At 40.5% G+C, this 26,162-nt stretch carries 21 protein-coding genes and 1 pseudogene; 1 reads left to right on the top strand and 21 read right to left on the bottom strand.

Annotated features, from left to right (window positions below):
• The 10 genes from rsmB to R4Z09_RS09045 all read right to left on the bottom strand — a co-directional run bounded on the left by rsmB (position 1) and on the right by R4Z09_RS09045 (position 11,472).
• Complete coding sequence (rsmB, locus tag R4Z09_RS09090; protein WP_338452007.1) at positions 1–1,350, bottom strand: 16S rRNA (cytosine(967)-C(5))-methyltransferase RsmB; 1,350 nt, start codon at positions 1,348–1,350, stop codon at positions 1–3.
• A complete protein-coding gene (fmt, locus tag R4Z09_RS09085; RefSeq protein ID WP_338452006.1) occupies positions 1,340–2,296 on the bottom strand; it encodes a methionyl-tRNA formyltransferase in 957 nt (318 codons plus the stop codon). Before fmt ends, rsmB begins: the two co-directional genes overlap by 11 nt.
• Positions 2,293–2,778, bottom strand: a complete 486-nt coding sequence (def, locus tag R4Z09_RS09080; RefSeq protein ID WP_338452005.1) for a peptide deformylase — start codon at positions 2,776–2,778, stop codon at positions 2,293–2,295. The genes fmt and def overlap by 4 nt, the downstream gene beginning before the upstream one ends.
• Positions 2,779–2,861: 83 nt before the next feature.
• Positions 2,862–5,276 (bottom strand): primosomal protein N', encoded by a 2,415-nt coding sequence (gene priA / locus R4Z09_RS09075; RefSeq protein WP_338452004.1) that lies wholly within the window; start codon positions 5,274–5,276, stop codon positions 2,862–2,864.
• On the bottom strand, positions 5,276–6,481 hold the full coding sequence (gene coaBC, locus R4Z09_RS09070) for a bifunctional phosphopantothenoylcysteine decarboxylase/phosphopantothenate--cysteine ligase CoaBC (RefSeq protein WP_338452003.1): 1,206 nt from the start codon (positions 6,479–6,481) through the stop codon (positions 5,276–5,278). The genes priA and coaBC overlap by 1 nt, the downstream gene beginning before the upstream one ends.
• Positions 6,482–6,574: 93 nt before the next feature.
• Complete coding sequence (rpoZ, locus tag R4Z09_RS09065; RefSeq protein ID WP_338452002.1) at positions 6,575–6,796, bottom strand: DNA-directed RNA polymerase subunit omega; 222 nt, start codon at positions 6,794–6,796, stop codon at positions 6,575–6,577.
• A 1-nt stretch (position 6,797) separates the two neighbouring features.
• A complete protein-coding gene (gene gmk, locus R4Z09_RS09060; protein ID WP_338452001.1) occupies positions 6,798–7,412 on the bottom strand; it encodes a guanylate kinase in 615 nt (204 codons plus the stop codon).
• Between the two features lie 10 nt (positions 7,413–7,422).
• Positions 7,423–7,683: an extracellular matrix/biofilm regulator RemA gene (remA, locus tag R4Z09_RS09055; RefSeq protein ID WP_150439580.1), complete on the bottom strand. Its 261-nt coding sequence runs from the start codon at positions 7,681–7,683 to the stop codon at positions 7,423–7,425.
• A 63-nt stretch (positions 7,684–7,746) separates the two neighbouring features.
• Positions 7,747–8,622, bottom strand: a complete 876-nt coding sequence (locus tag R4Z09_RS09050; RefSeq protein WP_338452000.1) for a YicC/YloC family endoribonuclease — start codon at positions 8,620–8,622, stop codon at positions 7,747–7,749.
• Between the two features lie 171 nt (positions 8,623–8,793).
• Positions 8,794–11,472, bottom strand: coding sequence for a calcium-translocating P-type ATPase, SERCA-type (locus tag R4Z09_RS09045; protein ID WP_338451999.1), 2,679 nt, complete (start codon positions 11,470–11,472; stop codon positions 8,794–8,796).
• Positions 11,473–11,829: 357 nt separating this feature from the next.
• Here R4Z09_RS09045 and R4Z09_RS09040 point away from each other — a divergent pair, with 357 nt between their 5' ends.
• Positions 11,830–13,539 carry an Rqc2 family fibronectin-binding protein gene (locus tag R4Z09_RS09040; protein WP_338451998.1) on the top strand — a complete coding sequence of 570 codons (1,710 nt, stop codon included), beginning with the start codon at positions 11,830–11,832 and terminating at the stop codon, positions 13,537–13,539.
• Positions 13,540–13,588: 49 nt separating this feature from the next.
• Here R4Z09_RS09040 and R4Z09_RS09035 read toward each other — a convergent pair whose 3' ends face one another.
• From R4Z09_RS09035 to pyrR, 11 genes and pseudogenes are all read right to left on the bottom strand, one after another.
• Entirely contained in the window at positions 13,589–14,332 is a 744-nt protein-coding gene (locus R4Z09_RS09035) for a UDP-galactose-lipid carrier transferase (RefSeq protein WP_338451997.1), read from the bottom strand.
• 139 nt (positions 14,333–14,471) lie between these two features.
• Positions 14,472–15,095: an orotate phosphoribosyltransferase gene (pyrE, locus tag R4Z09_RS09030; protein WP_338451996.1), complete on the bottom strand. Its 624-nt coding sequence runs from the start codon at positions 15,093–15,095 to the stop codon at positions 14,472–14,474.
• Complete coding sequence (gene pyrF, locus R4Z09_RS09025) at positions 15,092–15,850, bottom strand: orotidine-5'-phosphate decarboxylase (protein ID WP_422392254.1); 759 nt, start codon at positions 15,848–15,850, stop codon at positions 15,092–15,094. Before pyrF ends, pyrE begins: the two co-directional genes overlap by 4 nt.
• The gene (locus R4Z09_RS09020) at positions 15,810–16,721 is read right to left on the bottom strand and encodes a dihydroorotate dehydrogenase (RefSeq protein ID WP_338451994.1); all 912 of its coding nucleotides are present in this window, start codon (positions 16,719–16,721) and stop codon (positions 15,810–15,812) included. Before R4Z09_RS09020 ends, pyrF begins: the two co-directional genes overlap by 41 nt.
• Positions 16,718–17,497 carry a dihydroorotate dehydrogenase electron transfer subunit gene (locus R4Z09_RS09015; protein WP_338451993.1) on the bottom strand — a complete coding sequence of 260 codons (780 nt, stop codon included), beginning with the start codon at positions 17,495–17,497 and terminating at the stop codon, positions 16,718–16,720. Before R4Z09_RS09015 ends, R4Z09_RS09020 begins: the two co-directional genes overlap by 4 nt.
• Positions 17,494–20,706, bottom strand: a complete 3,213-nt coding sequence (gene carB / locus R4Z09_RS09010) for a carbamoyl-phosphate synthase large subunit (RefSeq protein ID WP_338451992.1) — start codon at positions 20,704–20,706, stop codon at positions 17,494–17,496. The genes R4Z09_RS09015 and carB overlap by 4 nt, the downstream gene beginning before the upstream one ends.
• A pseudogene (locus R4Z09_RS09005) lies at positions 20,685–21,790 on the bottom strand (carbamoyl phosphate synthase small subunit). The gene carB and the pseudogene R4Z09_RS09005 overlap by 22 nt, the downstream one beginning before the upstream one ends.
• Complete coding sequence (locus R4Z09_RS09000; protein WP_338451991.1) at positions 21,787–23,070, bottom strand: dihydroorotase; 1,284 nt, start codon at positions 23,068–23,070, stop codon at positions 21,787–21,789. Before R4Z09_RS09000 ends, R4Z09_RS09005 begins: the two are co-directional and overlap by 4 nt.
• Positions 23,033–23,971, bottom strand: coding sequence for an aspartate carbamoyltransferase catalytic subunit (locus R4Z09_RS08995; protein WP_338451990.1), 939 nt, complete (start codon positions 23,969–23,971; stop codon positions 23,033–23,035). Before R4Z09_RS08995 ends, R4Z09_RS09000 begins: the two co-directional genes overlap by 38 nt.
• Before the next feature lie 209 nt (positions 23,972–24,180).
• Positions 24,181–25,467, bottom strand: coding sequence for a solute carrier family 23 protein (locus R4Z09_RS08990; protein WP_338451989.1), 1,287 nt, complete (start codon positions 25,465–25,467; stop codon positions 24,181–24,183).
• A gap of 141 nt (positions 25,468–25,608) precedes the next feature.
• Positions 25,609–26,151: a bifunctional pyr operon transcriptional regulator/uracil phosphoribosyltransferase PyrR gene (gene pyrR / locus R4Z09_RS08985; protein ID WP_338451988.1), complete on the bottom strand. Its 543-nt coding sequence runs from the start codon at positions 26,149–26,151 to the stop codon at positions 25,609–25,611.
• Between the last annotated feature and the right edge of the window lie 11 nt (positions 26,152–26,162).

Below are 26,162 nucleotides of genomic sequence, written 5' to 3'. Positions count from 1 at the left end.
TTACACCTTCTTCCTTAAACAAGCTATATAAAAGCCGTCTGAATTCATATGCTGAGGCAAAATTTGCATTTCACCATTTTTTACTATTGGTCTAATAGGATCAGGCATTCTGTCTCTTACTGAATCGTCTCTCTCAAATTCAGGATGCTGTTTTAAAAATGCTTCAACGACCTGATGATTTTCTTCCTGGTCAATTGTACACGTACTGTAAACTAGAATACCACCTTTTTTTAATAAAGGGGAAACAGAATCTAGTAATGTTTTTTGAATTTTTTGCAGTTGAAATACATCTTCTTCTTTTTTAGTATATTTAATATCCGGTTTTCGCCTTAGGACGCCAAGACCCGAACAGGGGGCATCCAAAAGAATCCGATCAAAAGACTCTTTTTCAAAATGATCCTGTACATGCCGGCTGTCAAGTGTTTCCGCCTTAATGTTAGATAAACCCAATCGTGCAGCATTCTCACGTATCAGCTTTACCTTATGTTCATGTAAATCAAGAGAAATAACTTCACCGGTTCTATTTAATTTTTCTGCAATATGTGTTGTTTTACCGCCAGGTGCCGCACAGGCATCAAGCACATGCTGATTCTCATTGACTCCGAGAGAAAGAGCAACAAGCATTGAGCTTTCATCCTGAATCGTTATGAATCCCTGTTTAAAAACATTGGAGTTAGCAAGATTTCCTTTGTAGCATAGTATCGCTTCAGGTACTACAGTGCTTGCTTCAACAGAAAACCCTTCTTCCTCCAAAAGTGCTAAACATTTTTCCCGGCTTATTTTGGTTGTATTCACACGTCCGGTCATAACCGGGGCTGTTAAATTGAGCTCACACATCTCTTTCGTTTCTTCGTAACCAAACTGTCTGACCCACCGTTTAACAAGCCAGAGCGGATGACTCGTAGAAACAGCCAGCCTTTCAATGGGATCATCGATTGCCTCGAAGGATGGAAGTCCTTCTCTTTGAATGCTGCGAAGAACCCCATTAACAAGACTTGAAATTCCTTTATGTCCACGCTTTTTGGCAATCTCGACTGCCTCAAAGATGGCTGCCCTGTCAGGAATTTTGTCTAAATAAACCATTTGATAGACAGTCATCCTTAACAATTGTCTAACCCAATTTTCCAGCTTTTTATTTTTCATTAAAAAGGGTGAGAGAAAAAAATCAAGTGTCATTTTTCTTTGCAGGGTACCGTATGTTAACTCTGTTAATAGCCCAATGTCTTTCGGATCGAGTTCATTTTTTTTGATTGCATGATTTAATAGCAAATTACTATAAGATTGATTTTTCTCAATCAGCTCCAAAATCTCAAGCACTGCTTCACGAACATTTTTTTGTTTATTTTTCATAAAGATCCCCTAATTGATTACCTATCGTCAAATCGCTTCCGGCACCTCTTAAAAATTGACTGGCAGACATTTTTTTCTTGCCTGATGGCTGCAGTTCCGTTACTTTTATCGCCGTCTGATTACCTGTTGCGACAATAAAACCATCTTCTTCAATTCTAACAATCGTTCCAGGTGATTCATGCCCATGTGTGGAAACTTTCTCGGACTGCCAAATTTTCAAAACATTCCCCTTTATAGTTGTATAAGCTCCAGGCCATGGATTTAGACCGCGGATATGGTTGTAGATCGTTTCACCGGGCTTTGTCCAATCGATTTTCTCCTGCTCTCTTTTGATATTGGAAGCAAAGGTAGCTTCCGCTTCATTTTGTGGAATCGATGTAAGCTCACCGTTTAGAAGCTTTGGTAATGTTTCTGATAGCAGCTTTGCCCCTGCTTCACTTAACTTGTCATGCATGGTTCCTACATTATCATGTTCCAAAATCGGAACCTCTACTTGTGTTAAAATATCGCCTGCATCCAATTTTTCAGCCATATACATAATGGTGATACCGGTTTTTTCTTTCCCTTGTAATATGGCATAGTGAATGGGTGCTCCCCCGCGAAGCTCCGGTAAAAGCGAGGCATGCACATTGATGCAGCCGTAGCGCGGCGCTTCAAGCAGCTCCTTTGGCAAAATTTGTCCGAAAGCAGCTGTTACAACTAAATCCGGCTGTAAGTCCAAAATGGGCTGCAGTTCTTCCGGACGGCTGATTTTTTCTGGCTGAAAAACCGGGATGCCTTGATTGGTCGCTTCAACTTTAACCGGAGGCGGTGTAAGAACTTTTTTTCTGCCTACTGGTCTATCCGGCTGTGTGACAACGCCAATCACATGATAGCCATCCGAAATGATTTGTCTTAAAACCGGAACAGAAAAATCCGGTGTCCCCATAAAAACAATTTTGGTCATTCTCCTTCCACCTCCTGAAGTTCTTTTTCATCTATATATCTTGATACCTTTGATGTAAACAAGATACCGTGCAGATGGTCTATTTCATGCTGAATGGCACGGGCGAGAAAGTCTTCAGCTTCAATTGTAAAGGGTCTTCCTTTCCTGTCCTGTGCTTTAACTTTTACATAGTAAGGTCGGCTTACTTCTCCATACAAACCTGGAAAGCTTAAACAACCTTCAACACCTGTTTGTTCACCTTTTGTTTCAAGGATTTCCGGATTGATCATTTCAATTGTTCCGGAGCCATCATCAATATCAACGATGGCAATTTGTTCATCCACACCGATTTGCGGCGCGGCCAAACCGACTCCATCAAATTCAATCATTGTATCATACATATCATTCAACAGCTTTTTTAATTTATTATTAAAGGCTGTTACTGGTTTGCAAGGCTGTTCTAAAATCTCTGCCGGATGCATTACAATCTTTTTAACTGCCAAATGTGGTTCCTCCCCTTATTTCTCTTTTCTTAATAGTTTTTCCAATTTTCTTGAATCATAACATTTAATATACATTTTCCTATTTACATAAGAATATATGGGTTCTTGTCAATGGCTATTTGCAGACCTGAATTGTGCATATCCTGTTGATGGTGGTCCAGGATAGCTTTTAAGGTCTCAGTTAATTTCGGTTCACGTTTATATTTAATTAAGCATTGATAACGGTAACGATTATTCAGTCTTGGAATCGGTGATGCAACAGGACCTAAAACGACTGCTGCCTTTGAAAGTCTTGATGTAATATACTTCGTTATTTTCTCTGTTACATCAACTGCCTTCATGAGCTCTTCATGGCTGACGGTGATTAAGGCAATATAATAAAAAGGCGGGTATTTATGAATCTTCCGGATCATCATTTCCCGCTGGTAAAATTGATCATAATCCTGTTGACCTGCGAGCTCAATACTGTAATGCTCTGGTGTATATGTTTGAATCACAACTTCACCGGCAAGCTCATGCCTCCCTGCCCGACCGCTTACCTGTGTTAATAACTGGAAGGTCTTTTCCGAAGAACGAAAATCAGGCAAATGGAGCATTGTATCAGCTGATAATACACCAACTAATGTAATATTGGGAAAGTCCAGCCCTTTGGCAATCATTTGCGTACCAAGTAAAATATCAGCATGGCCTTCCTGAAATTCCGTTAAAAGCTTTTCGTGTGCCCCTTTTCTAGACGTCGTATCTACATCCATTCGAATAACCTTTGCCTCGGGGAAAATTTTTGCAATTTCTTCTTCAACCTTTTGTGTACCGGTCCCGAAATAACGAATATGATCACTGGCACATTCCGGACAGGTGGTTGGAACACCTGCTTCAAAACCGCAATAATGACATTTCATCTGCTCATTAAAGCGGTGATAGGTTAAAGAAATATCACAATTCGGACATTGAAGCACAAGCCCGCAGTCACGGCACATGACAAAGGAAGAATGTCCCCGCTTATTCAAAAACAGGACAGTCTGTTCTTTTCTCTCTAGACGACTTTGTAGTTTTTCATGCAGGTCACGAGAAAACATCGAACGGTTGCCTTCTCTTAGCTCTTCACGCATATCAACGATGTTCACAGTTGGCAAACTACGCTCATTCATTCGTTTTGACAAGGTTAAAAGCTGATAAACACCCTTTTTCGCCCGGGCAAAGGTTTCAAGTGAAGGTGTCGCACTTCCTAGCACCACCGGACAGTTGTATCGCTTTGCCCTTTCGATTGCTACATCACGCGCATGGTACCTAGGGTTATCTTCCTGCTTGTAGCTTGTTTCATGCTCCTCATCAATAATAATAATCCCGAGGTTTTCAAAGGGAGCAAAGATGGCCGAACGCGCTCCAACTACCACCTTTACTTCCTTTCGTTGAATTTTTCGCCATTCATCGTATTTTTCTCCGACTGACAGTCCGCTATGAAGAACCGCAACCATATCTCCAAAACGCCCTTTAAATCGATTGACCATCTGCGGGGTCAGTGAAATCTCCGGAACGAGGACAATACCTTCTCTTCCATCCTCAAGTACCCGTTGAATCGATTGTAAGTACACTTCCGTTTTTCCGCTTCCAGTCACACCATATAAAAGGAAAACATCATGTTTTTTCTCTTCGATAGCAGCCAAAATCGGCTGAATGGCTTGTGCTTGATCATTCGTCAGCTCTAACGGTGTTGTTCTCTCAATATCACGATCCCTATATGGATCACGATAAACTTCCTTGGTTCGTTCCGTTAAGATGCCTTTCTCAAGCAGTCCTTTAATGACGCCGCTTGAAACGCCTACAATGGACATGATTTTTTGTCTTTCAATTGGCTCGCTGTGTTCAATAAAATAATCAATTAGCTTCAGCTGCTTTACACTGCGGCTTGGAAACTCTGAGCGAATTGCTTGCAGCTCCTCGTTTGAAACAGCTGGTGCGATCATCTTGATTGTTTTCTTTTTTACTCTTTCATTCACTTCATACAAAACTTCAAGCACACCGTTTGCAATTTCCTTTTGGATGACAGAAAGCTCGTTCCCTTTACTTACTTCCTCCCACTTTATGACGTCATCGCTAGAAAAAAGAGATTGTAAAACAGGAGAAAGCATGGCAAGCTGTGAGCGGTTTTTCAATCTTACTTTTTTCTCATATTTTGCTTTTAATGCAGGCGGGAGCATGACTTGAAAGGCCGATATCTTATAGCACAATGTCTTTTCCGTTAACCAATCCGACAGCATAAGAAGCTCCTCATTCAAAACAGGTTCAATATCCATCAGCTCTATGATTTCTCTTAGCTTGGAAAACTGTGATTCTGCGACGATATCAATGACAAATCCCTGAATGTTACGAGGACCAAACGGAACAATGACACGCATTCCAGGCATTAAAACACTTTTGAGCCTTTCGGGTATAGCATAATCAAAGGGTCTGTTTGTTTGCTTTGCCGGTACATCGACGATCACTTTCGCTACTGCCATTAATGCTGTTCCTTTAAAAGCAAGCAAACTTCATCTAAAATTTTACTTGCCACTTCTTTTTTTGAAAGAATGGGAAACTCCTTGGCTATCCCGTTATTCCGATAAAAAGTCACGATATTTGTATCTGTTCCAAAACCCGCACCTGATTCTGTTACATTATTGGCAACGATCATATCAGCATTTTTACTCATTAGTTTTTTTTGAGCATATTCACCGACATTTTCCGTTTCAGCCGCAAACCCAATTAATACCTGCTTGTCTTTTCTTTGTCCGAGTTCCATTAGGATATCCTTTGTTCGTTCCAGTTCAATGACTTGTTCACCAGGCTGTTTTTTTATTTTATGGTCGGCATAATGCTTCGGCCGGTAATCAGCAACGGCAGCCGATTTAATCACTACATCGGAATCATCAAATTGACTGATTACTGCCTCATACATTTCCTGTGCACTTTCCACCATAATCACTTGTACACCGTCTGGCTTTGCAAGTGATACAGGGCCAGAGATTAATATGACGTCTGCTCCAGCTTTAGCTGCTTCCTGTGCTATTGCATAACCCATTTTTCCTGTTGAACGGTTTGTCAGATAGCGGACAGGATCAATTTTTTCCCTTGTTGGACCTGCTGTAATCACTATTTTTTTACCTTTAAGCCTTCCATCACTATGATGAAAGAAAGCTTTTACTTTCTCCACAATGTTCTCTGGTTCTTCTAATCTTCCTTTTCCAACATATCCGCATGCTAAATATCCCTCACCAGGTTCAATAAACGAATAACCATACTGGGATAATAAAGTCATATTTCTTTGCACTGCCGGATGGTTATACATATGGACATTCATTGCTGGGGCAATCCAAACTGGTGCAGTTGCTGCAAGTAAGGTGGTCGAAATCATATCATCCGCAATCCCGCCTGCTAGTTTTCCAATTATATTTGCTGTTGCCGGGGCAACTAAGATTAAATCAGCCCAGTCAGCCAGATCAATATGGGCAATTTTATTTGAGTCCTTTTCATCAAAGGTATCTGTATATACATCATTTCGCGATAAAGCTTGAAAAGTAAGCGGTGCTACAAACTCACAAGCAGATTTGCTTAAGATCACACGTACATCCGCACCTTCCTGAGTGAGTTTACTTGTCAAGGCTGCCGCTTTATAAACAGCAATTCCGCCTGTGACACATAATAAGATATTTTTACCATTCAGCATAAAACTGACCCCCATTTCACAAAGTTTTCGCAAACATTCACACAGGTATAATGCAAAAGAAAAGGGTCTGACATGGTCAGCCCTTTCTTTCATTTATTCATACCTTGAACCTAAATCTCTGTCCGCTAAGCGATAAAACAATTTATCTGCATCAATTTCCTCAAGTGCTTTACCAACATTTTTATGAGAAATATAACGGTTTAGCAGTGGCGGTTCACCTAATTGCATTTGACGGGCACGCTTAGCTGCAACCGATACTAATGAATATTTACTATCTATTTTTGTCATTAAAGAATCAATCGATGGATCTAACATATTACTTAACCTCCAGCATTTTTAAATATTTTGGTTCTACACGTTCCCTGCGGCAATGCTCTGCCACAACGATTGCATTTATGCGCTCGCAGGCAAGATCAATTTGATCGTTTTCGACCACGTAATCATATAAGTGCATCATTTCAATTTCTTCTTTTGCCACATTTAAACGATTATTAATAATATCCTCTGTTTCAGTTCCTCTTGTCACAATCCGATTTTTCAATTCAGACAGACTAGGAGGCATAAGGAAAATAAAAAGACCGTCAGGAAACTTTTCACGGACTTGACGTGCACCTTGAACTTCAATTTCGAGAAACACATCTTTTCCTTTATCCAATGTTTCACGAACATAATCAACGGGTGTTCCGTAATAATTGCCGACAAACTCAGCATACTCGAGAAGTTTCCCCTGTTCAATCAGTAATTCAAATTCTTCCCGGGTTTTAAAAAAATAATCCACGCCATCTACTTCCCCTTCGCGTGGAGATCTCGTTGTCATTGAAATCGAATACTCAAATTTTGTATTTGGTTGAGAAAAGATTTCTTTTCTCACCGTTCCTTTACCAACCCCTGAAGGTCCGGATAATACAATCAATAACCCTTTTTCATGCATTTATAATGTCCTACCCTTCATCCAATATTTCGTCCCGATCATTTAGACGGTGTGCCACTGTTTCAGGCTGCACCGCACTTAAAATCACATGATCACTATCCATAATAATGACAGCCCGTGTTCTTCTGCCATATGTTGCATCAATTAATGAACCACGGTCCCGTGCATCCTGAATGATTCTTTTAATAGGTGCTGATTCAGGACTCACGATGGAAATTATGCGGTTGGCAGAAACGATGTTGCCGAAGCCGATATTAATCAGTTTGATCACCTGATTTTCCTCCTATTATCAGTAAAATTAGTTTCACCCTGACGATTATTTTCTAAACAGGTACTATTCAAGGTTTTGTACCTGTTCTTTCATTTTTTCAAGGTTACTTTTCATCTCAACTACTTCTTTGGCAATTTTAGAATCATTTGCTTTTGAACCAATCGTATTTACTTCTCGATTCATTTCCTGTAACAGGAAATCAAGCTTTCTGCCGATTGGCTCATTTAAAGTAATGATCTTTCCAAACTGTTTAATATGGCTTTTCAGACGGGTTAATTCCTCGTTAATGTCTGCTTTATCAGCAAAAATTGCGGCCTCGGTCAAAATGCGCGCTTCCTCTACTTGACCGCCTACAAATTCATGAATTCTTTTTGTTAATTTTTCACGATACATTTGCACTACAGACGGGGCCAGCTCGATTACACCCGATACTAAGTCTTGGAAAATTTGCAAATGTGAGGTAATATCCTTTTCAAGTGCTGTACCTTCAGCTTTACGCATTTGGATGACTGACCCAGCCGCTTCCTCCACTGCATCCAGCACAATCCGCTCTAGTTCTTCGTCCCCGGTTTCTTCTTCTTCAATATGAATAATATCTTCCCTACTTAGTAAATCCTGAAGTGATAACCCATGTTCGAGAGCATATTTTTGTTTGATATCGGCAATTGTTTGGACATAATGGTCCAGCAAATTCCAATCAACCAGCACTTTCCGATTTACGATTCCTTCTCCCTCAACAGTCACATAAACTTCTATTCTTCCTCTATGTATAAATGAGCTCAATTTCTTTTTTATTTTGTCTTCTATTTTATTAAATTGACGGGGCATTCGAATATAAAATTCTGAAAACCGATGGTTTACCGTTTTTACTTCTACTGAAACGGAATAAGAGCCGGTACTTTTTTTACTTCTCCCAAAACCTGTCATACTCATAACCATTAAGACCACATCCTATCTGCTCCTATAAAAGTAGGAGACTTTTCATGCTCATTTCTATATGATGTCATGTTGTTATGTTAGCATTTCTTAATATAAAAGAGGAGGTAGTTTGGCTTTACGAAAGAAAAGGTAATAGAGTAAACTCTACTACCTAAAAAATTATAACATATTTCATTTTGTTTTTCTTAGTAAAAATGAACCCGCAAGTAAAAAAGTTGGGATTGCTGAAAGTCCTGTTATGATCCACCAATCAGAAGCTAAAATCGGAACGGTGTGGAAAATGGGCTGCAAAGGCGGGTAATAGATAACAGCAAGAACCATTAACAATGATGAAATAACGGCCCAAACTAAATATTTATTTCCAAACGGATTACGGGAAAGAATCGATTTTTCACTGCGGCAATCAAAAACATGGATTAATTGAGCCAGTACAAGGGTAGCAAAAGCAACAGTCTGTGCATATTCAAGGTGATCGGGATTATCTTTATAGGCAAACATAAAAGCCAGCAATGTAACTAATCCAATTAAAAATCCTCTTGAAACCACTTTCCAGCCTAACCCTCTTGCAAATACTCCTTCTTTCGGATTTCGCGGCTTTCGTTTCATCACATCCCCTTCAGGCTGATCTAACCCTAGTGCCATGGCCGGCAATCCATCCGTCACTAAATTCACCCAAAGGATTTGTATCGGTACAAGCGGCAATGGCAATGCTAATAACATGGCAAATAACATCACGAGAATTTCACCGACATTTGATGCCAATAAATAACGGATAAATTTCCGAATGTTTTCGTAAATATTCCGTCCTTCTTTAATTGCTGCTTTAATGGTAGCAAAGTTATCATCAAGCAACACGAGAGCAGAAGCCTCTTTTGCTACGTCTGTACCGGTAATTCCCATTGCAACGCCAATATCTGCTGCTTTAATGGCCGGAGCATCATTGACACCATCACCTGTCATGGCAACAATATGACCTTTACTTTGTAAAGCTTTGACGATTTTCAATTTATGCTCTGGTGATACACGCGCAAAAACCGATACATCATCAACAACTTCCTCAAGCTCTTCAAGTGACATGTTAGTGAGAGCCGGTCCATCTAATACTTTTGAGTGATTTGAAAGAATCCCTAGCTGTTTCGCAATTGCTTTAGCTGTTATTACATGGTCACCGGTAATCATAACTGTCTTAATACCTGCATCTTTACATTCTTTAACAGCGGTTTTCACTTCTGGACGAGGCGGGTCTATCATACCCTGTAGACCAATAAAGGTTAAATTCTTCTCCGCCTCTTTTTCATCGAGAACAAGGGTCTGTGCAGGAATTTCCTTAAAACCGATTGCAATTGTTCTGAGAGCTTTTGATGCTAATTCGTTGATGGCAGACTGGACAGTATGCTTTACTTCCTGCGATAATAGTTGTTTTTTTCCACTCCAAAGGATTGCTTCACTCTTCCCGACAAGAATATCGGGCGCTCCTTTTGTCACTACATACTGTCGGCCATGTGGATCCTTGATAATCACACTCATCATTTTTCTTGTTGAATCGAATGGGAACTCCTGGACGATATTAAATTCCTTTAACAAATCATCACGGTTATAGCCCGCTTTCATAGCCGCTACAAGGAGGGCTCCTTCAGTCGGATCTCCATCGACCATATATTCTTTTTTCTTCTGAATTAACTCAGCATGGTTACACAGCATTCCAAACATAAGCATCTGTTGCAGTGCTTTTTCGCTATTCACATCAATTCTTTCATCGTTTTTGAAAAACGATCCTCTCGGTTCATAGCCGACCCCATCAACAAACCATGTTTGTCCACTGCTCCATAAATGAGTAACCGTCATTTCATTCTGTGTCATGGTTCCTGTTTTATCGGAACAAATGACAGAAGCACAGCCTAATGTTTCAACCGCCGGCAGCTTTCTAACAATCGCGTTTTGCTTAATCATCCGCTGAACGCCAAGAGAAAGCGCGACTGTTACAATCGCTGGAAGCCCTTCTGGAATGGCGGCAACAGCTAAGGAAACACCAGCTAAAAACATCGTATATAAATCATGTCCTTGAATCACACCGACAATGACCACCAAGGCGGTCAACAGGAGTGCTGTCACAATGAGTATTTTCCCAAGCTGTTCCAATCTTCTTTGCAGCGGAGTTGTCATGGATTCTGCACTTTGCAGCAAATCGGCGATTTGCCCCATTGCTGTTTTCATCCCTGTCCCAACAACGACACCCATTCCGCTTCCTCTCGTAACCATTGTACCCATAAACGCCATGTTTTCCATATCACCGATTCCGAGGTTTTCGGCAGAAAGAGCGGCAATTGTTTTGGAAACAGGCAGTGACTCACCTGTTAATGCTGATTCCTCTATTTCAAGACTTTTTACATCAATTAATCGTATATCTGCACCGATTCGGTCTCCACTTGAGAATTTTAATATATCGCCAGGGACAATTTCCTTTGAAGCCGCTTTAATCCATTGTTCATCCCGTAGCACTTGTACCTGCGGTGCGGAAAGTTCTTTTAAAGCCTGTAGTGATTTTTCCGCTTTGATTTCTTGAAAAAATCCAAGAAAGGCATTGATAACGACGATCGCTATAATGGCAATCGCATCAATATACTCCCCTAAAAAGCCGGAAATAAGTGTTGCTGCTAGTAAGACAAGCACCATAAAGTCTTTAAATTGGCTGAAAAACAACAGCAGCACAGATTGCTTTTCACCTTCTTCTAATTCATTGTTTCCGTATTGCTTCAGCCTTTTTTTTACATCTGCACTCGTTAATCCTGACGAGAGGTCTGTATTTAGCGCTTCCTCTACCTCTTTCGTGTTCATCTCATGGTACTTCATCCCGCCATCTCACTTCCCCCTTAATCAGAAAAGCTTTGCCGAGCCAGGTGCCAAAGCTCAGTCAGCCTTTCATTTTTGTTAGCAAAACTTTTTTCTGCTATCTATGGAAAGCTTATTCACCCTTGTCCAAAAAAATGCTAATATAGTTGCACTTCAATTCAACAACTTGTACAGTTAAAGAAAAGCGCAAGCGCCTGATCAGCCTAAAGGCTGCAATATGACGAGCCGTCAAGAAGGTTGTGCTTTAACCTTCTTGACGGCTTGGCTAGACCCAAGAGGGGCCGGCTGCTTGCGCTAGACCACAATCAAAGTTAAAAAATTAATAATTTCTTATCTAAAAAGTAAAGGATGTTTATCATGTCGTTTGATGGATTATTTACACGGGCAATGGTTAAAGAACTTACAGATTCACTGAAAGGCGGCCGAATCAATAAAATACATCAGCCATATAAAAATGAAATCATTCTCATTGTTCGGGCAAACGGGAAAAATCAAAAGGTCTTACTCTCCGCTCATCCAGCACATGCAAGGGTCCATATTTCTCAAGCGGAATACGAGAATCCCTCTCTCCCACCAATGTTTTGTATGCTTTTGCGAAAGCATTTAGAAGGATATATTTTGGAGGATATCCGTCAAGCAGGACTTGACCGGATGATTATATTCGATATAAAAGGAAGAAATGAAATAGGGGATACTTCTTATAAGCAGCTGATCGTAGAAATTATGGGACGGCACAGCAATATTATTTTAGTTGACCGGACTAGAAATATGATTCTTGACAGCATTAAGCACGTATCTGCAGCGGTTAATACCTATCGAACCGTTCTTCCTGGTCATGAATACATCCTTCCGCCAGAACAAGATAAAGCAAATCCGTTTGAGGCAGATGAACAGGATCTACTGAGGCGGCTCGATTTCAATGCTGGCAGACTTGATAAACAGCTAGTCAGTCAATATGCCGGACTTTCACCTTTAGTTGCAAAAGAAATTACCTTTCAGGCCGGACTTGTGAATCGAACGACCTTGCCGAAAGCTTTTCTTGCTCTAATTGAACGTATTAAGCGTCATGATTATTCCCCTTCCATTATGGAGAGCAATGACAAAGAAAACTTTTATTTATTCCCACTTGAAAGCACGAACAATCATCATGTTAAATCATTTAACACACTTGGAGAGATGCTCGATCGCTATTATTTTGGCAAAGCAGAGCGTGATCGTGTCAAACAACAGGCAAATGATATTGAACGTCTAATTGTCAATGAAAAAGAAAAAAACGAGAAAAAAATTACTAAGTTAAAAGAAACTTTACATGAAGCAAATAAAGCCCAGCAATTTCAATTATTTGGTGAATTATTAACAGCGAATTTATATGCGGTGCAAAAAGGGTTAAAGGAAATTGAAGTGGTTAATTATTATGATGAAAATGGCTCAACAGTTACGATCCCGCTTGATCCATTAAAAACGCCATCGGAAAATGCACAGAAATATTTTACTAAATACCAAAAAGCTAAAAACGCCCTTGAGGTTGTTAAGGAACAAATTGAAAAGGCCTTTGACGAGGTTCGTTATTTCGAAGCACTTATCCAGCAGCTTGAAACAGCCTCACCAAGGGATGTTGCTGAAATCCGCGATGAATTAATTGAAGAAGGATATATTCGCAATAGACAGAAAAAACAGTTGAAGAAACAAACCCAAAAACCAATCTTGGATCACTTTTATGCTTCTGACGGCACTGAAATCATCATTGGGAAGAACAATAAACAAAATGATTATTTAACAAATCGACTGGCAGCCCGTGATGATATCTGGCTGCACACAAAAGATATCCCAGGCTCTCATGTCGTCATACGCAGCAAAAATCCAACGGAAGAAACGATATATGAAGCAGCTGTCCTTGCTGCATTTTACAGCAAAGCACGTAACTCAAGTTCAGTTCCTGTTGATTTTACACGTGTTCGTCATGTAAAAAAACCAGCAGGGGCAAAACCAGGCTTTGTCATCTATGATAACCAACAAACGGTCTATATTACACCTGATGAAGAAACCGTCATCAAGCTGAAAAAATAATAAATTTCTTCTATACAAAAAGAGTGCAATGATGCACTCTTTTTTTCCGTTACTCCGGAAGCGCTATCTGTTTTGCAGTTAAATAGCTTTCAATTTGTTGGATTATTATATTCAGCGTTTCCAATCGAGCATAGCGTTTATCATTGCTTGGTATGATGTGCCATGGGGCATAGGATGTATCCGTCTTTTCGAACATGTCTTCAGCTGCTTCAAGGTACAAATCCCATTTCTCCCTGTTACGCCAATCTTCATCAGTCAGTTTCCAGCTTTTGAGCGGATTGGCCTCTCTTGCTTTAAAACGCAAAAATTGTTCGTCCTTGCTTATATGAAACCAAAATTTCATGATCAAATAACGATCATCGGTTAATAGTTTTTCAAAATTATTGATCTCTTTATATGCCCTAAACCATTCTTCTTTACCCGCAAAGCCTTCAATACGTTCTACAAGCACCCTTCCATACCAAGAACGATCAAAAATCGTCAATTCTCCGTAACTTGGAATCTTGCGCCAAAATCTCTGTAAATAATGATATCGGCTTTCATGAGGCAGAGGAGCAGAAATCGACCAAACCTTAAATCCGCGTGGATCAAGATGCTCTGTCACTCTTTTTATTGCTCCTCCTTTGCCAGAGGCATCCCATCCTTCCATTACAATTACAGCCGCTATTTTCTCTTGATGTAATATGTGTTGAAGCCTTAATAAACGTGACTGATAAAGAAGCAGTTTTGTTTCATATTCTTTTTTACTAACTTCTTTTTTCGTTAAATCAACATTATCCAACCGATTATTCACCGCTTAAATCCTCTCCCTAACTGCTCAAAATACACCCGACTTCTCTCATTAATTTATGATAAACCTTCTTTGCTGTACATTCAAAAATAAAAAAATGCCTGACATTTCAATAATGCCAGGCATGAATGTGTTGCAAATATTATTTTCCCCACTCAGAAGGATTTTTACGCCACTCCAATAACTTCTCTAAATCCTTCTGTTCAATATAACCCTTTTCACTTGCAACCTCAACAAGGGTAGAAAAATCAGTTAAGGAATAGGCTGTGATGTTACTTTCACGCAATAATTCGAAGCCTTTTTCAAGCTGGTATGTAAAGATGGATACAACTCCCAATACATCACATCCGGCTTCACGTAATGCATCTACAGCAGTAATGACACTTCCGCCCGTTGAAATTAAATCTTCAACAACAACGACTTTTTGTCCTTTTTCCGCTTTTCCTTCTATTTGATTTCCTTTCCCATGGCCCTTCGCTTTTGAACGAACATAGCACATTGGCAAGTTTAATTCCTCACTTACCCAAGCCGCATGTGGTATCCCTGCCGTAGCAGTTCCGGCAACAAGCTCTGTTCCCTGAAATTGCTCTTTAATGATACCTGCAAGTCCTGCTGCGATTTTTCTTCTTATTTGCGGATATGAAAGGGTTAATCGATTATCACAATAAATCGGAGATTTGATGCCTGACGCCCACGTGAATGGCTCATTTGGACTTAAGCTAACGGCTTTAATTTCTAATAAGCTTTCAGCAATATTCTTTTTCACAGTTGAACACCTTCCCATGCTTGAATAAACTTTTGATAACTTTCAACAGGATTTTCTGATCTTGTGATTGAACGGCCAACCACCATATATGAGACCCCTGCTTTTCTGGCATCATCAGGTGTTGCCACTCTCTTTTGATCACCTACAGCATCCTCTTTAAGCCGAATGCCAGGAGTAACCGTTAAAAACTCATTTCCAAGTGCTTGACGAATGATCGCAGCCTCATGTGTTGAACACACGACACCATCAAGACCAGATTGCTTTGTCAGCTTTGCATAATGAAGGACTGATTCCTCGAGCGGAACTTGAATCAGTTGCTCTTTTTTCATTTGCTCTTCCGAAGTGCTTGTCAACTGTGTGACGGCAATGCAAAACGGTCTTTTTTGTCCTGCTTGTGTCCCTTGATCCAATCCTTCTAATGCAGCCATCATCATTTCCTGTCCCCCAGCAGCATGAACATTGACAAGATCACACTGAAGCTTCGCGAGACCTTTCATTGCACTTTTTACTGTGTTCGGTATATCATGAAGCTTTAAATCGAGAAAGATTTGATGGCCTTTTTCTTTAATGTCATGAACAATGGATGGCCCCTCTTGGTAAAAAAGCTCCATGCCTACTTTTACAAATAATTTTTCTCCTTTGAAACGATCGAGGAAACGTGATACCTCTTCTTTTGAAGCAAAGTCAAGAGCAATAATGATAGGAGTTTTCAAATTATTTCCAGCTCCTTCCTGTACATTGTGAAATATGGTCATAGCCAAGCTTCTTTAATAGATCCGGCAGTTCATCAATAATGGTAGGACAAACGAAAGGATCAACAAAATTAGCCGTCCCGACGGCAACTGCACTAGCTCCGGCATAAAAATATTCAATTACATCTTCTGAATTTTGAATACCGCCCATACCGATAATCGGAAGTTTTACCTGCTGGCTTACTTCATATATCATTCGGATGGCAACGGGCTTCACTGCCGGACCTGATAAGCCGCCCGTTTTGTTTGCAAGAATCGGGCGCGCTGACTTAAGGTCAATTCTCATCCCAACTAAAGTATTGATCATAGTCAACCCGTCCGCACCACCTGCTTCCACTGCTTTTGCCATATCCACGATATTACTTACATTTGGCGATAGTTTTACATAAACAGGAACAGCTGATACCTCTTTTACCTTTTTTGTTAACTTTTCGGCAATGCTCGGAATCGTCCCAAAGGCAATGCCGCCTTCCTTTACATTGGGACAGGATATATTGAGCTCAAGCGCATGAACATTAGGTGCTTTGGAGATTTCTTCAGCTACTGCCACATAATCCTCTTCGGTCGATCCAGCCACATTAGCAATAATCGGAACATCAAACTGCTCCAGCCACGGAAGTTCCTCTGATACAACTTTTTTTAGCCCCGGATTTTGCAATCCAATCGCATTAAGCATTCCTGCAGAGGTTTCAGCCACTCTTGGTGTCGGGTTGCCAAAACGGGGTTCGACTGTCGTTGCTTTTATCATAATTGCTCCGAGCCTGCTTAAATCATAGAGCTGGCTGTATTCACGGCCGAATCCAAAACAGCCGGATGCCGGCATAATTGGATTTTTCAAGTTAAGTCCTGGTAATTTCACATCAAGCATGCTCATAGTACAACCTCCCCAGCCCGAAAAACAGGACCATCACTGCACACCTTTTTATACGAGTGTCCGTCTTTATCATTTTTCACATGACATACACAGGCAAAGCAAGCACCAATACCGCAGCCCATTCTTTCTTCTAATGAAAGATATACTTTTTTATCAGCGAAATTCGTTTCAAGTGCTTTTAGCATTGGGGTCGGACCGCAGGAATAAAGCGTGTCAAATGCAAGCCCTTTTTCGGCGATGACATCCGTTACAAAACCCTTCGTACCATACGTCCCATCCACAGTTGCTACATATGTCTCTCCCAGCAGGGAAAATTCCTGTTCATAAAAGACGGCGCTTTTTGTCTGAAATCCAAGCACGTGAACCACATTGACTCCTTTGTCTGTTAGCTGCCGTGACAGTTCATAAAGCGGCGGAACACCAATTCCTCCGCCAACTAATAGCGCTGTTTCTCCTGTTGCTGTTTCCGTAATTGGAAAGCCAGACCCGAGCGGCCCTAATATATCAACGGGATCACCGGTTTGTTTTTGAGCCAGCAAGGTGGTTCCTCTGCCTTCTTTCCGATAAATCATCGTAAATTCACCGCTTCTTTTATCAATTCGAGCAATCGAAATCGGACGTCTTAGCAATGGATCCAGATTATTTTCTACTTTAATGTGGACAAATTGACCCGGTTCATTCATTTGTTGAACAAGCTCACCTTTTAAGGTGAGCTCATATATAGAATCAGCTAATTCTGTTTGGGAAACGACTGTACACATCTCTTTCATGATCATGAAAGAACAGCCTCCTTTGTATTGAGCGGTTGAGCCATTGCTTCCGCAGAAAAATTCATCGATTCAATGACACGTAAAATGGCTTCAGCCGTGTCAAGCGATGTTAAGCAAGGAACTCCATTTTCAACGGATTCGCGGCGGATTCTAAAGCCATCGCGCTCAGGCTGCTTGCCCTTTGAGAAAGTGTTGATGACAAATTGTGCTTCTCCGTTTCTAATCACATCTAAAAGATCTGGACCTTCAGAGCCAATTTTGCTGACAACACTAACTGGAATGCCTGCTTTTTTCAAAAATTCTGCAGTTCCCTCTGTTGCCATCAGGCGATAACCGATTGCTGCATAACGTTTTGCAAGATGAACTGCCTCTTCTTTATCTTTATCAGCAATGGTTAAAAGAACCGTTCCAAACTTTTGAATCGTAATTCCCGATGCCACAAGGGCCTTATACAATGCTTTTTCTAATGTATAATCTTTCCCCATGACTTCGCCTGTTGATTTCATTTCTGGTCCTAAAGAAATATCAACATTGCGCAATTTTGCAAATGAAAATACAGGTGCTTTTACATATACACCAGGCTTTTCCGGAACCAGACCGGATACGTAGCCCTGTTCAGCAAGCGTCTGTCCAAGAATCACCTTTGTAGCAATATTGGCCATTGGTACATTCGTAATTTTACTTAAAAATGGAACCGTACGGCTTGAACGCGGATTTACTTCCAGTACAAAAACATCATCATTACTTACAACATATTGAATATTTAATAAACCAATGATATTCAATCCCAGCGCTAATTTCTCCGTATAAGAAATGAGTTTTTCTTTCACAGTGTTTGAAAGACTTTGCGGCGGATAGACTGCAATTGAATCTCCTGAATGGACGCCTGCTCGCTCAATATGCTCCATTATTCCAGGAATCACAACATCTTTTCCATCAGAAATCGCGTCTACTTCTATTTCTTTACCTGTTAAATAACGGTCAATAAGGACAGGATGCTCTGGATTGATTTTTACTGCATTTTCCATATAATGTAACAGTTCTTCCTGCTTGTAAACAATTTCCATTGCCCTTCCTCCTAATACATAAGAAGGCCTTACCAGAACTGGATAACCAATTTTCTCTGCAATCGTTAAAGCTTCATCGACAGAAAGAGCTGTTTTCCCTTTTGGCATTGGAATTTCTAATTGTACTAATGCCTGTTCGAACTTATCACGGTCTTCAGCACGATCTAGATCCTCTAAAGTCGTTCCTAATATCTTAACACCATGCTCAACCAGCTTTGATGCAAGATTAATCGCTGTTTGACCGCCAAACTGTACAACTACGCCAACTGGTTTTTCCAGGTCAATAATTGACATAACATCTTCCGTTGTTAACGGTTCAAAGTACAATTTATCTGAAATACTGAAGTCAGTTGATACTGTTTCAGGATTATTATTAATGATGATTGCTTCATATCCGGCTTCTTTAATTGCCCATACAGAATGCACCGTTGCATAATCGAATTCAACACCCTGACCGATCCGGATTGGACCTGAACCAAGTACGATCACACTTTTTCGCTCGGTAACAATGGATTCGTTCTCTTCTTCATATGTTCCGTAAAAATACGGAGTCTCTGAAGCAAATTCCGCTGCACATGTATCAACCATTTTATATACCGGAATCACACCTTGTTTCACACGCCAATCATAAATGGAACGCTCTGTTGTATCCCAAATCTTAGAAATAGCCAGATCAGAAAATCCTTTTTTCTTGGCCTTTTCTCCCCATTCACGATCAAATGGATGCTGGGAAAGCTCTTTTTCAAATCGTATCATTCCCTCCATTTTATATAAGAAGAATAGATCGATTTGGCTCCATTCATGAATCGTTTCAATCGTGACTCCTCTTCTTAACGCCTCAGCAATGTAGAATAACCGTTCGTCACCTGCTTTACGGATCCGTTTTTCGATTACTTCATCACTGAATTCAGCAGCATTTGGTAAAGCAAAATGATAGACATTGCTTTCAAGTGAGCGAATGGCCTTTAATAATGACTCTTCAAATGTACGGCCAATTGCCATCACTTCACCGGTCGCTTTCATTTGTGTTCCTAGAAGGCGATTGGCTGATTCAAACTTATCAAACGGCCATCGTGGAATTTTTGTCACGATATAATCTAGTGCCGGTTCAAAGCAAGCGTATGTTTTTCCCGTAACAGGATTCATCATTTCATCCAACGTAAGACCAACGGCTATTTTAGCAGCAAGTTTTGCAATTGGATAGCCGGTTGCCTTTGATGCAAGTGCAGAAGAACGGCTGACACGCGGATTTACTTCAATAATGTAATAATTATAGCTATTCGGATCAAGGGCAAGCTGGACATTACATCCGCCTTCAATCTTCAGTGCGCGAATAATTTTCAATGATGCATTTCGCAGTAATTGATATTCGCGGTCACTTAATGTTTGGCTAGGTGCCACGACAATGGAATCTCCCGTGTGTACTCCAACCGGATCTATGTTTTCCATGTTACATACAACGATCGCATTATCGGCTGAATCCCTCATGACCTCATACTCAATTTCCTTAAAACCAGCAATACTTTTCTCTAATAGACATTGTGTTACTGGGCTGTATTTTAATCCGCTTGTGACAATTTCAACAAGTTCTTCTTCATTGTGACAGATTCCTCCGCCAGTTCCTCCCAGTGTAAATGCAGGACGAACAATCACTGGATAGCCGATTTGAGCAACAAACTTATACGCTTCCTCGAGATTATGAATGATATCACTTTCAGGAACCGGTTCGTTTAACTCATTCATAAGAGTTCTGAATAAATCACGATCCTCTGCTTTCTCAATAGCAGACAGCTTTGTGCCTAAAATTTCAACTTCACATTCTTCCAATATGCCTGATTTGGCTAATTCCACTGCAAGGTTTAAGCCTGTCTGGCCGCCTAATGTTGGCAATAGTGCATCAGGTCTTTCTTTTCTAATTATTCTTTCGACAAATTCAAGTGTCAATGGTTCAATATAGACGGCGTCGGCAATCTCTGTATCTGTCATGATGGTAGCAGGGTTGGAGTTAACAAGAATGACTTTATAACCTTCTTCTTTTAAAGCTAAACATGCCTGTGTTCCTGCGTAATCAAATTCTGCTGCCTGACCAATCACAATTGGGCCGGATCCGATCACTAAAATACTCTTTATATCATTACGCTTTGGCATAAGTATTTCCCTCCTGTTTAGCATTCTCAATTAAATCAAGAAATTGTTGAAATAAATTATTGGAATCCTCTGGTCCTGGTGAAGCTTCCGGATGGTATTGAACAGTAAAAGCTGGATAGTCCTTGTGTTTTAACCCTTCAATGCTTCCATCATTCAAAGCAATTTGCGTGACTTCCAAGCTTGTATTTGCAATTGATTTTTCATCAACAGTAAAACCGTGGTTCTGTGATGTAATGTACACTTTTCCGGTTGCAAGATCCTTTACCGGGTGATTCGATCCACGGTGGCCAAATTTCATTTTTTCAGTATTAGCTCCGCAAGCAAGAGCAAATAGCTGGTGACCAAGACAAATACCAAACAGCGGTACTTTACCAAGAATTCCTTGAATCATTCCTATCGCTTCAGGAACATCCTTTGGATCTCCAGGTCCATTTGAAAGCATGACACCATCAGGATTTAATTCAAGTATTTCTTCCGCCTTTGTATTATAAGGCACCACAATTACATCACAATCACGTTGGTTTAATTCTCTTAAAATCCCGTGTTTCATACCAAAATCCACTAGTACAACCCTTCTGCCTCTACCAGGACTTGGATATGGAGTTTTTGTTGATACCTGTTTAACTTGATCGCGACGAATTTCAGTTGCACGTAGTTTCTCCAAAACATCATCAACATTTTCGTTCATATTGCAAAGGGCACCTTTGAGTGTACCGTGTTGTCGAATTACCCTCGTAAGTTTTCTTGTATCAATCCCCGAGATTCCTGGAATATTCTTAAGCTTAAAATACTCATCTAATGATTTTTCACTTCTCCAGTTAGATGGAAAATCGGCTGTTTCTTTTACGATAAAGCCGCTGATTGCAGGGGTTATAGATTCGAAATCATCTCGGTTTATTCCATAATTTCCGATCAGAGGGTAGGTCAATGTAACAATTTGCCCACAATAAGAAGGGTCTGACAGCACCTCTTGATATCCTGTCATACCAGTATTAAAAACTACCTCTCCTACACAACTTGTTTCACTGCCAAATGCCTCTCCAATAAATATAGTTCCATCTTCTAGAATAAGCTTCTTTTTCATACCTTTTCACGTCCTTTTTCCCATGCTATCTTTCCATCAACCAATGTTACGACAGGCCATCCTTTACATACCCAGCCGCCAAATGGTGTGTTTCGGCCCTTTGATAAAAATGTATCTGGATTGATCTTTTCTTCATGATTTAAGTCAAGCAGAACAATATCTGCCGGAGAACCAACCGCTAATCTCCCTCCATTAAGGCCAAAGGCTTGTGCAGGCTTGCTGCTTAAATAGTCAATAAGCTGCTCCAAAGTCATACTTCCTTTTTCAACAAAGTGAGTATATAAAAGTGGAAAAGCTGTTTCCAAACCAACAATCCCAAATGGTGCAAGCTGCATTCCTTCAGCTTTCTCTTCCATTGTGTGCGGTGCATGGTCTGTTGCAATAAAATCAATTGTTCCATCTAATAGTCCTTCAATTAATGCTTCGCGATCATCAGATCCGCGTAAAGGGGGATTCATTTTAAAATTTGCGTCTAAGCCTGGAATATCTTCCTCACATAATAATAAATGATGTGGTGTCACTTCTGCAGTGACATGTATTCCTGCCCGCTTAGCATCCCTAACAGCACGAACGGATTCCTTCGTACTAATATGGCAGACATGATAATGACAATTGGCTGCCTCTGCAAGGAGGACATCCCGGGCAATTTGTACGGACTCACAAACAGAAGGAATTCCGTTTATTCCGTGTTTCTGAGAAAATAAACCTTCATGAACAGATCCTTTATGAATCAGTGTATTTTCCTCGCAATGGGCAACGATGGCTAAACCTTCCTGCGCTGCTTTCTTCATAGCTGTCAGCATCATATCTGCTGATTGAACTCCAACCCCGTCATCTGTTAAGGCAAATACACCGGCTGCCTTTAATGCGGAGAAATCAGTTAATTCTTTACCCGCTTCTCGGACTGTAATCGAACCGTAAGGAAGTACTTTTACTGCCGCTGTTTCTTCAATCCGTTTGTGCAGCCATTCTAATTGCTCCTTCGTATCAGGAACAGGCCTTGTATTTGGCATTGCTGCGATGGTTGTAAATCCGCCTTTTGCTGCCGCAAGTGTACCTGTTGCAATCGTTTCTTTTTTTTCTCCGCCTGGCTCACGAAGGTGAACATGCAGGTCAATAAAACCAGGGGCAACAATTAAGCCAGATGCATCTACTATTTCATCAGCAGTATTATTTACAAGGTTTCCAATCTCTTTAATGACACCCTTCTCAATAAGGATGTCACCTGTTGTAAGTTCCCCATTAGTTAGCAATTGTCCATTTTTTATGAGTATTGACACTTTGCATTCCCCCTTTGTTTTTTTCAAGCGCTCGTTTAATCACAGCCATACGGACAAAAACTCCATTTTTCATTTGCGTAAAGATTCTTGAACGGCTGCATTCTACTAATTCATCAGCTATTTCGACATTTCTATTTACCGGGGCAGGATGCATAATAATGCTGCCCGGCTTCATTCTTTTTTCACGTTCAATCGTTAAGCCAAATTGTTGATGATAATTTTCAGAAATACCTGAGTCGTCTCCATCGTGACGTTCATGCTGAATACGTAAGAGCATCACAACATCAGATGTTTCAATGGCAGTATCTACATCTTCGTAGCTTCCACTTGCAAGAAATGTTTCGTCAAACCATTCTTGCGGACCAGAAAAAACAACCTTTGCACCTAGTCGGGTTAAAGCATCAGCATTTGAACGGGCTACCCGGCTATGGCTGACATCCCCGATGATTGCAACCTTTATTCCCTTAAAATCTCCAAATTCTTGTTGAATCGTTAATAAATCTAACAAGGATTGGGTTGGATGATGACCACAGCCGTCACCTGCATTAATAACAGGGATTCCAACACGTCCGACTAATTCATCAAAATAATGATCTGTTTTGTGTCGGATGACGACCGCATTAACTCCAATCGATTCAAGGGTACGTACTGTATCATACAGGGTCTCCCCCTTTAACACACTTGAGAAATCAGCATCAAATGGAATGACATCTAAGCCAAGCTTTTTTTCCGCTACTTCAAAACTGGATTTCGTTCTCGTACTAGGCTCAAAAAATAAATTTGCCACAAACTGCTGCTCTGCCGGCTTCCACTGTTCCCCTTCCAAAAAGCTTCGAGCTTGATTTAATATCGCTTTTATCTCCTCTGTTGATAAACTAGCAGTCGATAATAAATGGTTCATTTTTAAAGCCTCCATTTTTTAAGACTTATACCAGATATGCTTTGAAGCAATCTAGTATTTATTCTAACTGTCAAATCAGATGTTTTGGAATTAAACCTATGTTCCGTCTTTTTGATATAGTCAGGTAATTTTAGTTGTATCAAGGGCGGCGGCCAACATCAGTTCTACACTTTATTTTTAGCCGCCGGGTACCTGTGTTATAACATTTATTAATGTGATTCAAACATATCTTCTTTTACTTCTTCTCTGCCAGGCAATATTAAGTTCAAAATTACCCCAACGATGGCAGCAAAGGCCATGCCTTGAAGCTGGAACTGATCTGAGACTTTAATTAAAGCTCCACCGATTCCTAGAACGAGAATGACAGAAGCAATGGCTAAGTTTCGGTTGCTGCCAAAATCAATTTTATTATCAACCAACATTCTTAAGCCTGACGATGCAATAATTCCAAATAGCAGGATGGACACTCCGCCCATTACAGCTGGTGGAATGGTATTAATTAACGCTGAAATTTTACCAATAAAGCCAAAGACTGTGGCAATAACTGCTGCTCCGGCAATTACATAGACACTGTAAACTTTCGTTAAGGCCAAAACTCCGATATTTTCTCCGTAGGTTGTTTTTGGAGGTCCTCCGATTAAAGCTGAAATCATGGTTGCAGTACCGTCGCCGAGAATCGAGCGATGTAAACCAGGTTTCTTAATATAGTCACGGCCCACTACCTTACTTAATACTAATTGATGTCCAATATGCTCTGAAATGGTCACAACCGCAATTGGCACCATTAACAGAATAATATCTAAAGTTACTTTTACATCATAATCGACAAACGGAACGATAAATGGAGGCCATTCAAACCATTTTGCTTCAAGTACCGGGGAGAAATCAATAATTCCCACGAATAGTGCATAAATGTAACCAACAATAATGCCAGCAAGAATGGATATCATTCCTAAAAATCCCTTAAAGAAGATTGAGAAGAAAATCGTTGCTGCTAAAGTGACTAGACCTACCGAAAAGTAAAGTAAGTCATATTCTCCTGATGCTGGATTGTTCATAGCCATTCCAACCGCAGTTCCTGCTAAAGACAAGCCGATAACCATAATAACTGGGCCGACAACAATGGGCGGCAGGAGCTTCATAATCCAGCGATACCCTGCTTGTTTGATGATTAGCGCAACTAGACCATAGACAAGTCCGACAATGAAACTTCCGATCATCGCTGCTCCCGGTCCGCCGCCGCTTGCTTTCGCCGCAATAATCGGCGCAATGAAGGCAAAGGAAGAACCAAGATAAGCTGGAACCTGCCATTTTGTTATGAAGAGAAAAGCAAGTGTGCCAAGACCGCTTGAAATAAGAGCGATTCCTGGGTTTAAGTCGACTAACACGGGGACTAGAACAGTGGCTCCAAACATAGCAAATAAATGCTGCAAACTTAAAGTCACCCAATGTAACGGTGATGGAACATCCTTAATGTCTAATACTGGTTTATTCATAGCTGTTTTTCCTCCATCTGATTCACTTTACACAAAAACCCTCTTGTTGATAAAACAAAGAGGGTAGAAAAGGGCAGGATAAAGACAGGTCTTTATTCCTTTCCCTTTGTCAGCCTCTCTGTGCTGCATTTAAAAGGGTGATTATTTATCATGTATACTAACTTGATCCGATTGATCAATTTCATTAAGCTCGACTACTATTTTTTCGGAGCTTGAAGTAGGGATATTTTTCCCAACGTAATCGGCTCTAATTGGTAATTCACGATGCCCTCTGTCCACTAGAACAGCAAGCTGGATTGAAGCTGGTCGGCCAATGTCAACAATGGCATCTAATGCAGCGCGAACTGTCCGGCCCGTGTATAGAACATCATCAACAAGGATCACGGTTTTATCCTTTATGTTCATATCTATGTGTAACCCTTTCACAAGCGGTTCCCGGTCTACCGTTTTTGTTGTTAAGTCATCACGATATAATGTGATGTCTACTTCACCGACGGGAACATTTTTTCCTTCGATTTGATTGATTCTTTCCGCTAATCGGTTCGCAATAAAAATCCCCCGTGTTCGTATACCGACAAGAATAAGGTTTTCGATTCCTTTATTTTTCTCAATAATTTCGTGAGCTATTCTTGTTAACGCTCTGCGAATCGCTTGCTCGTCTAGAACAATTGCTTTCTGTACCATGTATTTCCACC

The sequence above is a fragment of the Niallia oryzisoli genome (genome assembly GCF_036670025.1).
Classification (GTDB): domain Bacteria; phylum Bacillota; class Bacilli; order Bacillales; family Cytobacillaceae; genus Bacillus_BD; species Bacillus_BD oryzisoli.
The sequence above is the reverse complement of the archived record's forward strand: the minus strand, read 5'-3'. Positions and strand labels throughout refer to the sequence as shown.

Excerpts from the sequence above, each read along its gene's own strand:
- carB (WP_338451992.1), bottom strand. The coding sequence starts at position 20,706 with ATGCCAAAGCGTAATGATATAAAGAGTATTTTAGTGATCGGATCCGGC.
- R4Z09_RS08995 (WP_338451990.1), bottom strand. The coding sequence starts at position 23,971 with ATGAACCATTTATTATCGACTGCTAGTTTATCAACAGAGGAGATAAAA.
- fmt (WP_338452006.1), bottom strand. The coding sequence starts at position 2,296 with ATGACCAAAATTGTTTTTATGGGGACACCGGATTTTTCTGTTCCGGTT.
- R4Z09_RS09015 (WP_338451993.1), bottom strand. The coding sequence starts at position 17,497 with ATGATCATGAAAGAGATGTGTACAGTCGTTTCCCAAACAGAATTAGCT.
- R4Z09_RS09040 (WP_338451998.1), top strand. The coding sequence starts at position 11,830 with ATGTCGTTTGATGGATTATTTACACGGGCAATGGTTAAAGAACTTACA.
- R4Z09_RS09050 (WP_338452000.1), bottom strand. The coding sequence starts at position 8,622 with ATGGTTATGAGTATGACAGGTTTTGGGAGAAGTAAAAAAAGTACCGGC.
- pyrR (WP_338451988.1), bottom strand. The coding sequence starts at position 26,151 with ATGGTACAGAAAGCAATTGTTCTAGACGAGCAAGCGATTCGCAGAGCG.
- R4Z09_RS09045 (WP_338451999.1), bottom strand. The coding sequence starts at position 11,472 with ATGAAGTACCATGAGATGAACACGAAAGAGGTAGAGGAAGCGCTAAAT.
- R4Z09_RS09020 (WP_338451994.1), bottom strand. The coding sequence starts at position 16,721 with ATGAGCATGCTTGATGTGAAATTACCAGGACTTAACTTGAAAAATCCA.
- coaBC (WP_338452003.1), bottom strand. The coding sequence starts at position 6,481 with ATGCTGAATGGTAAAAATATCTTATTATGTGTCACAGGCGGAATTGCT.
- R4Z09_RS08990 (WP_338451989.1), bottom strand. The coding sequence starts at position 25,467 with ATGAATAAACCAGTATTAGACATTAAGGATGTTCCATCACCGTTACAT.
- gmk (WP_338452001.1), bottom strand. The coding sequence starts at position 7,412 with ATGCATGAAAAAGGGTTATTGATTGTATTATCCGGACCTTCAGGGGTT.
- rsmB (WP_338452007.1), bottom strand. The coding sequence starts at position 1,350 with ATGAAAAATAAACAAAAAAATGTTCGTGAAGCAGTGCTTGAGATTTTG.
- priA (WP_338452004.1), bottom strand. The coding sequence starts at position 5,276 with ATGGCAGTAGCGAAAGTGATCGTCGATGTACCGGCAAAGCAAACAAAC.
- pyrF (WP_422392254.1), bottom strand. The coding sequence starts at position 15,850 with ATGACCATATTTCACAATGTACAGGAAGGAGCTGGAAATAATTTGAAA.
- rpoZ (WP_338452002.1), bottom strand. The coding sequence starts at position 6,796 with ATGTTAGATCCATCGATTGATTCTTTAATGACAAAAATAGATAGTAAA.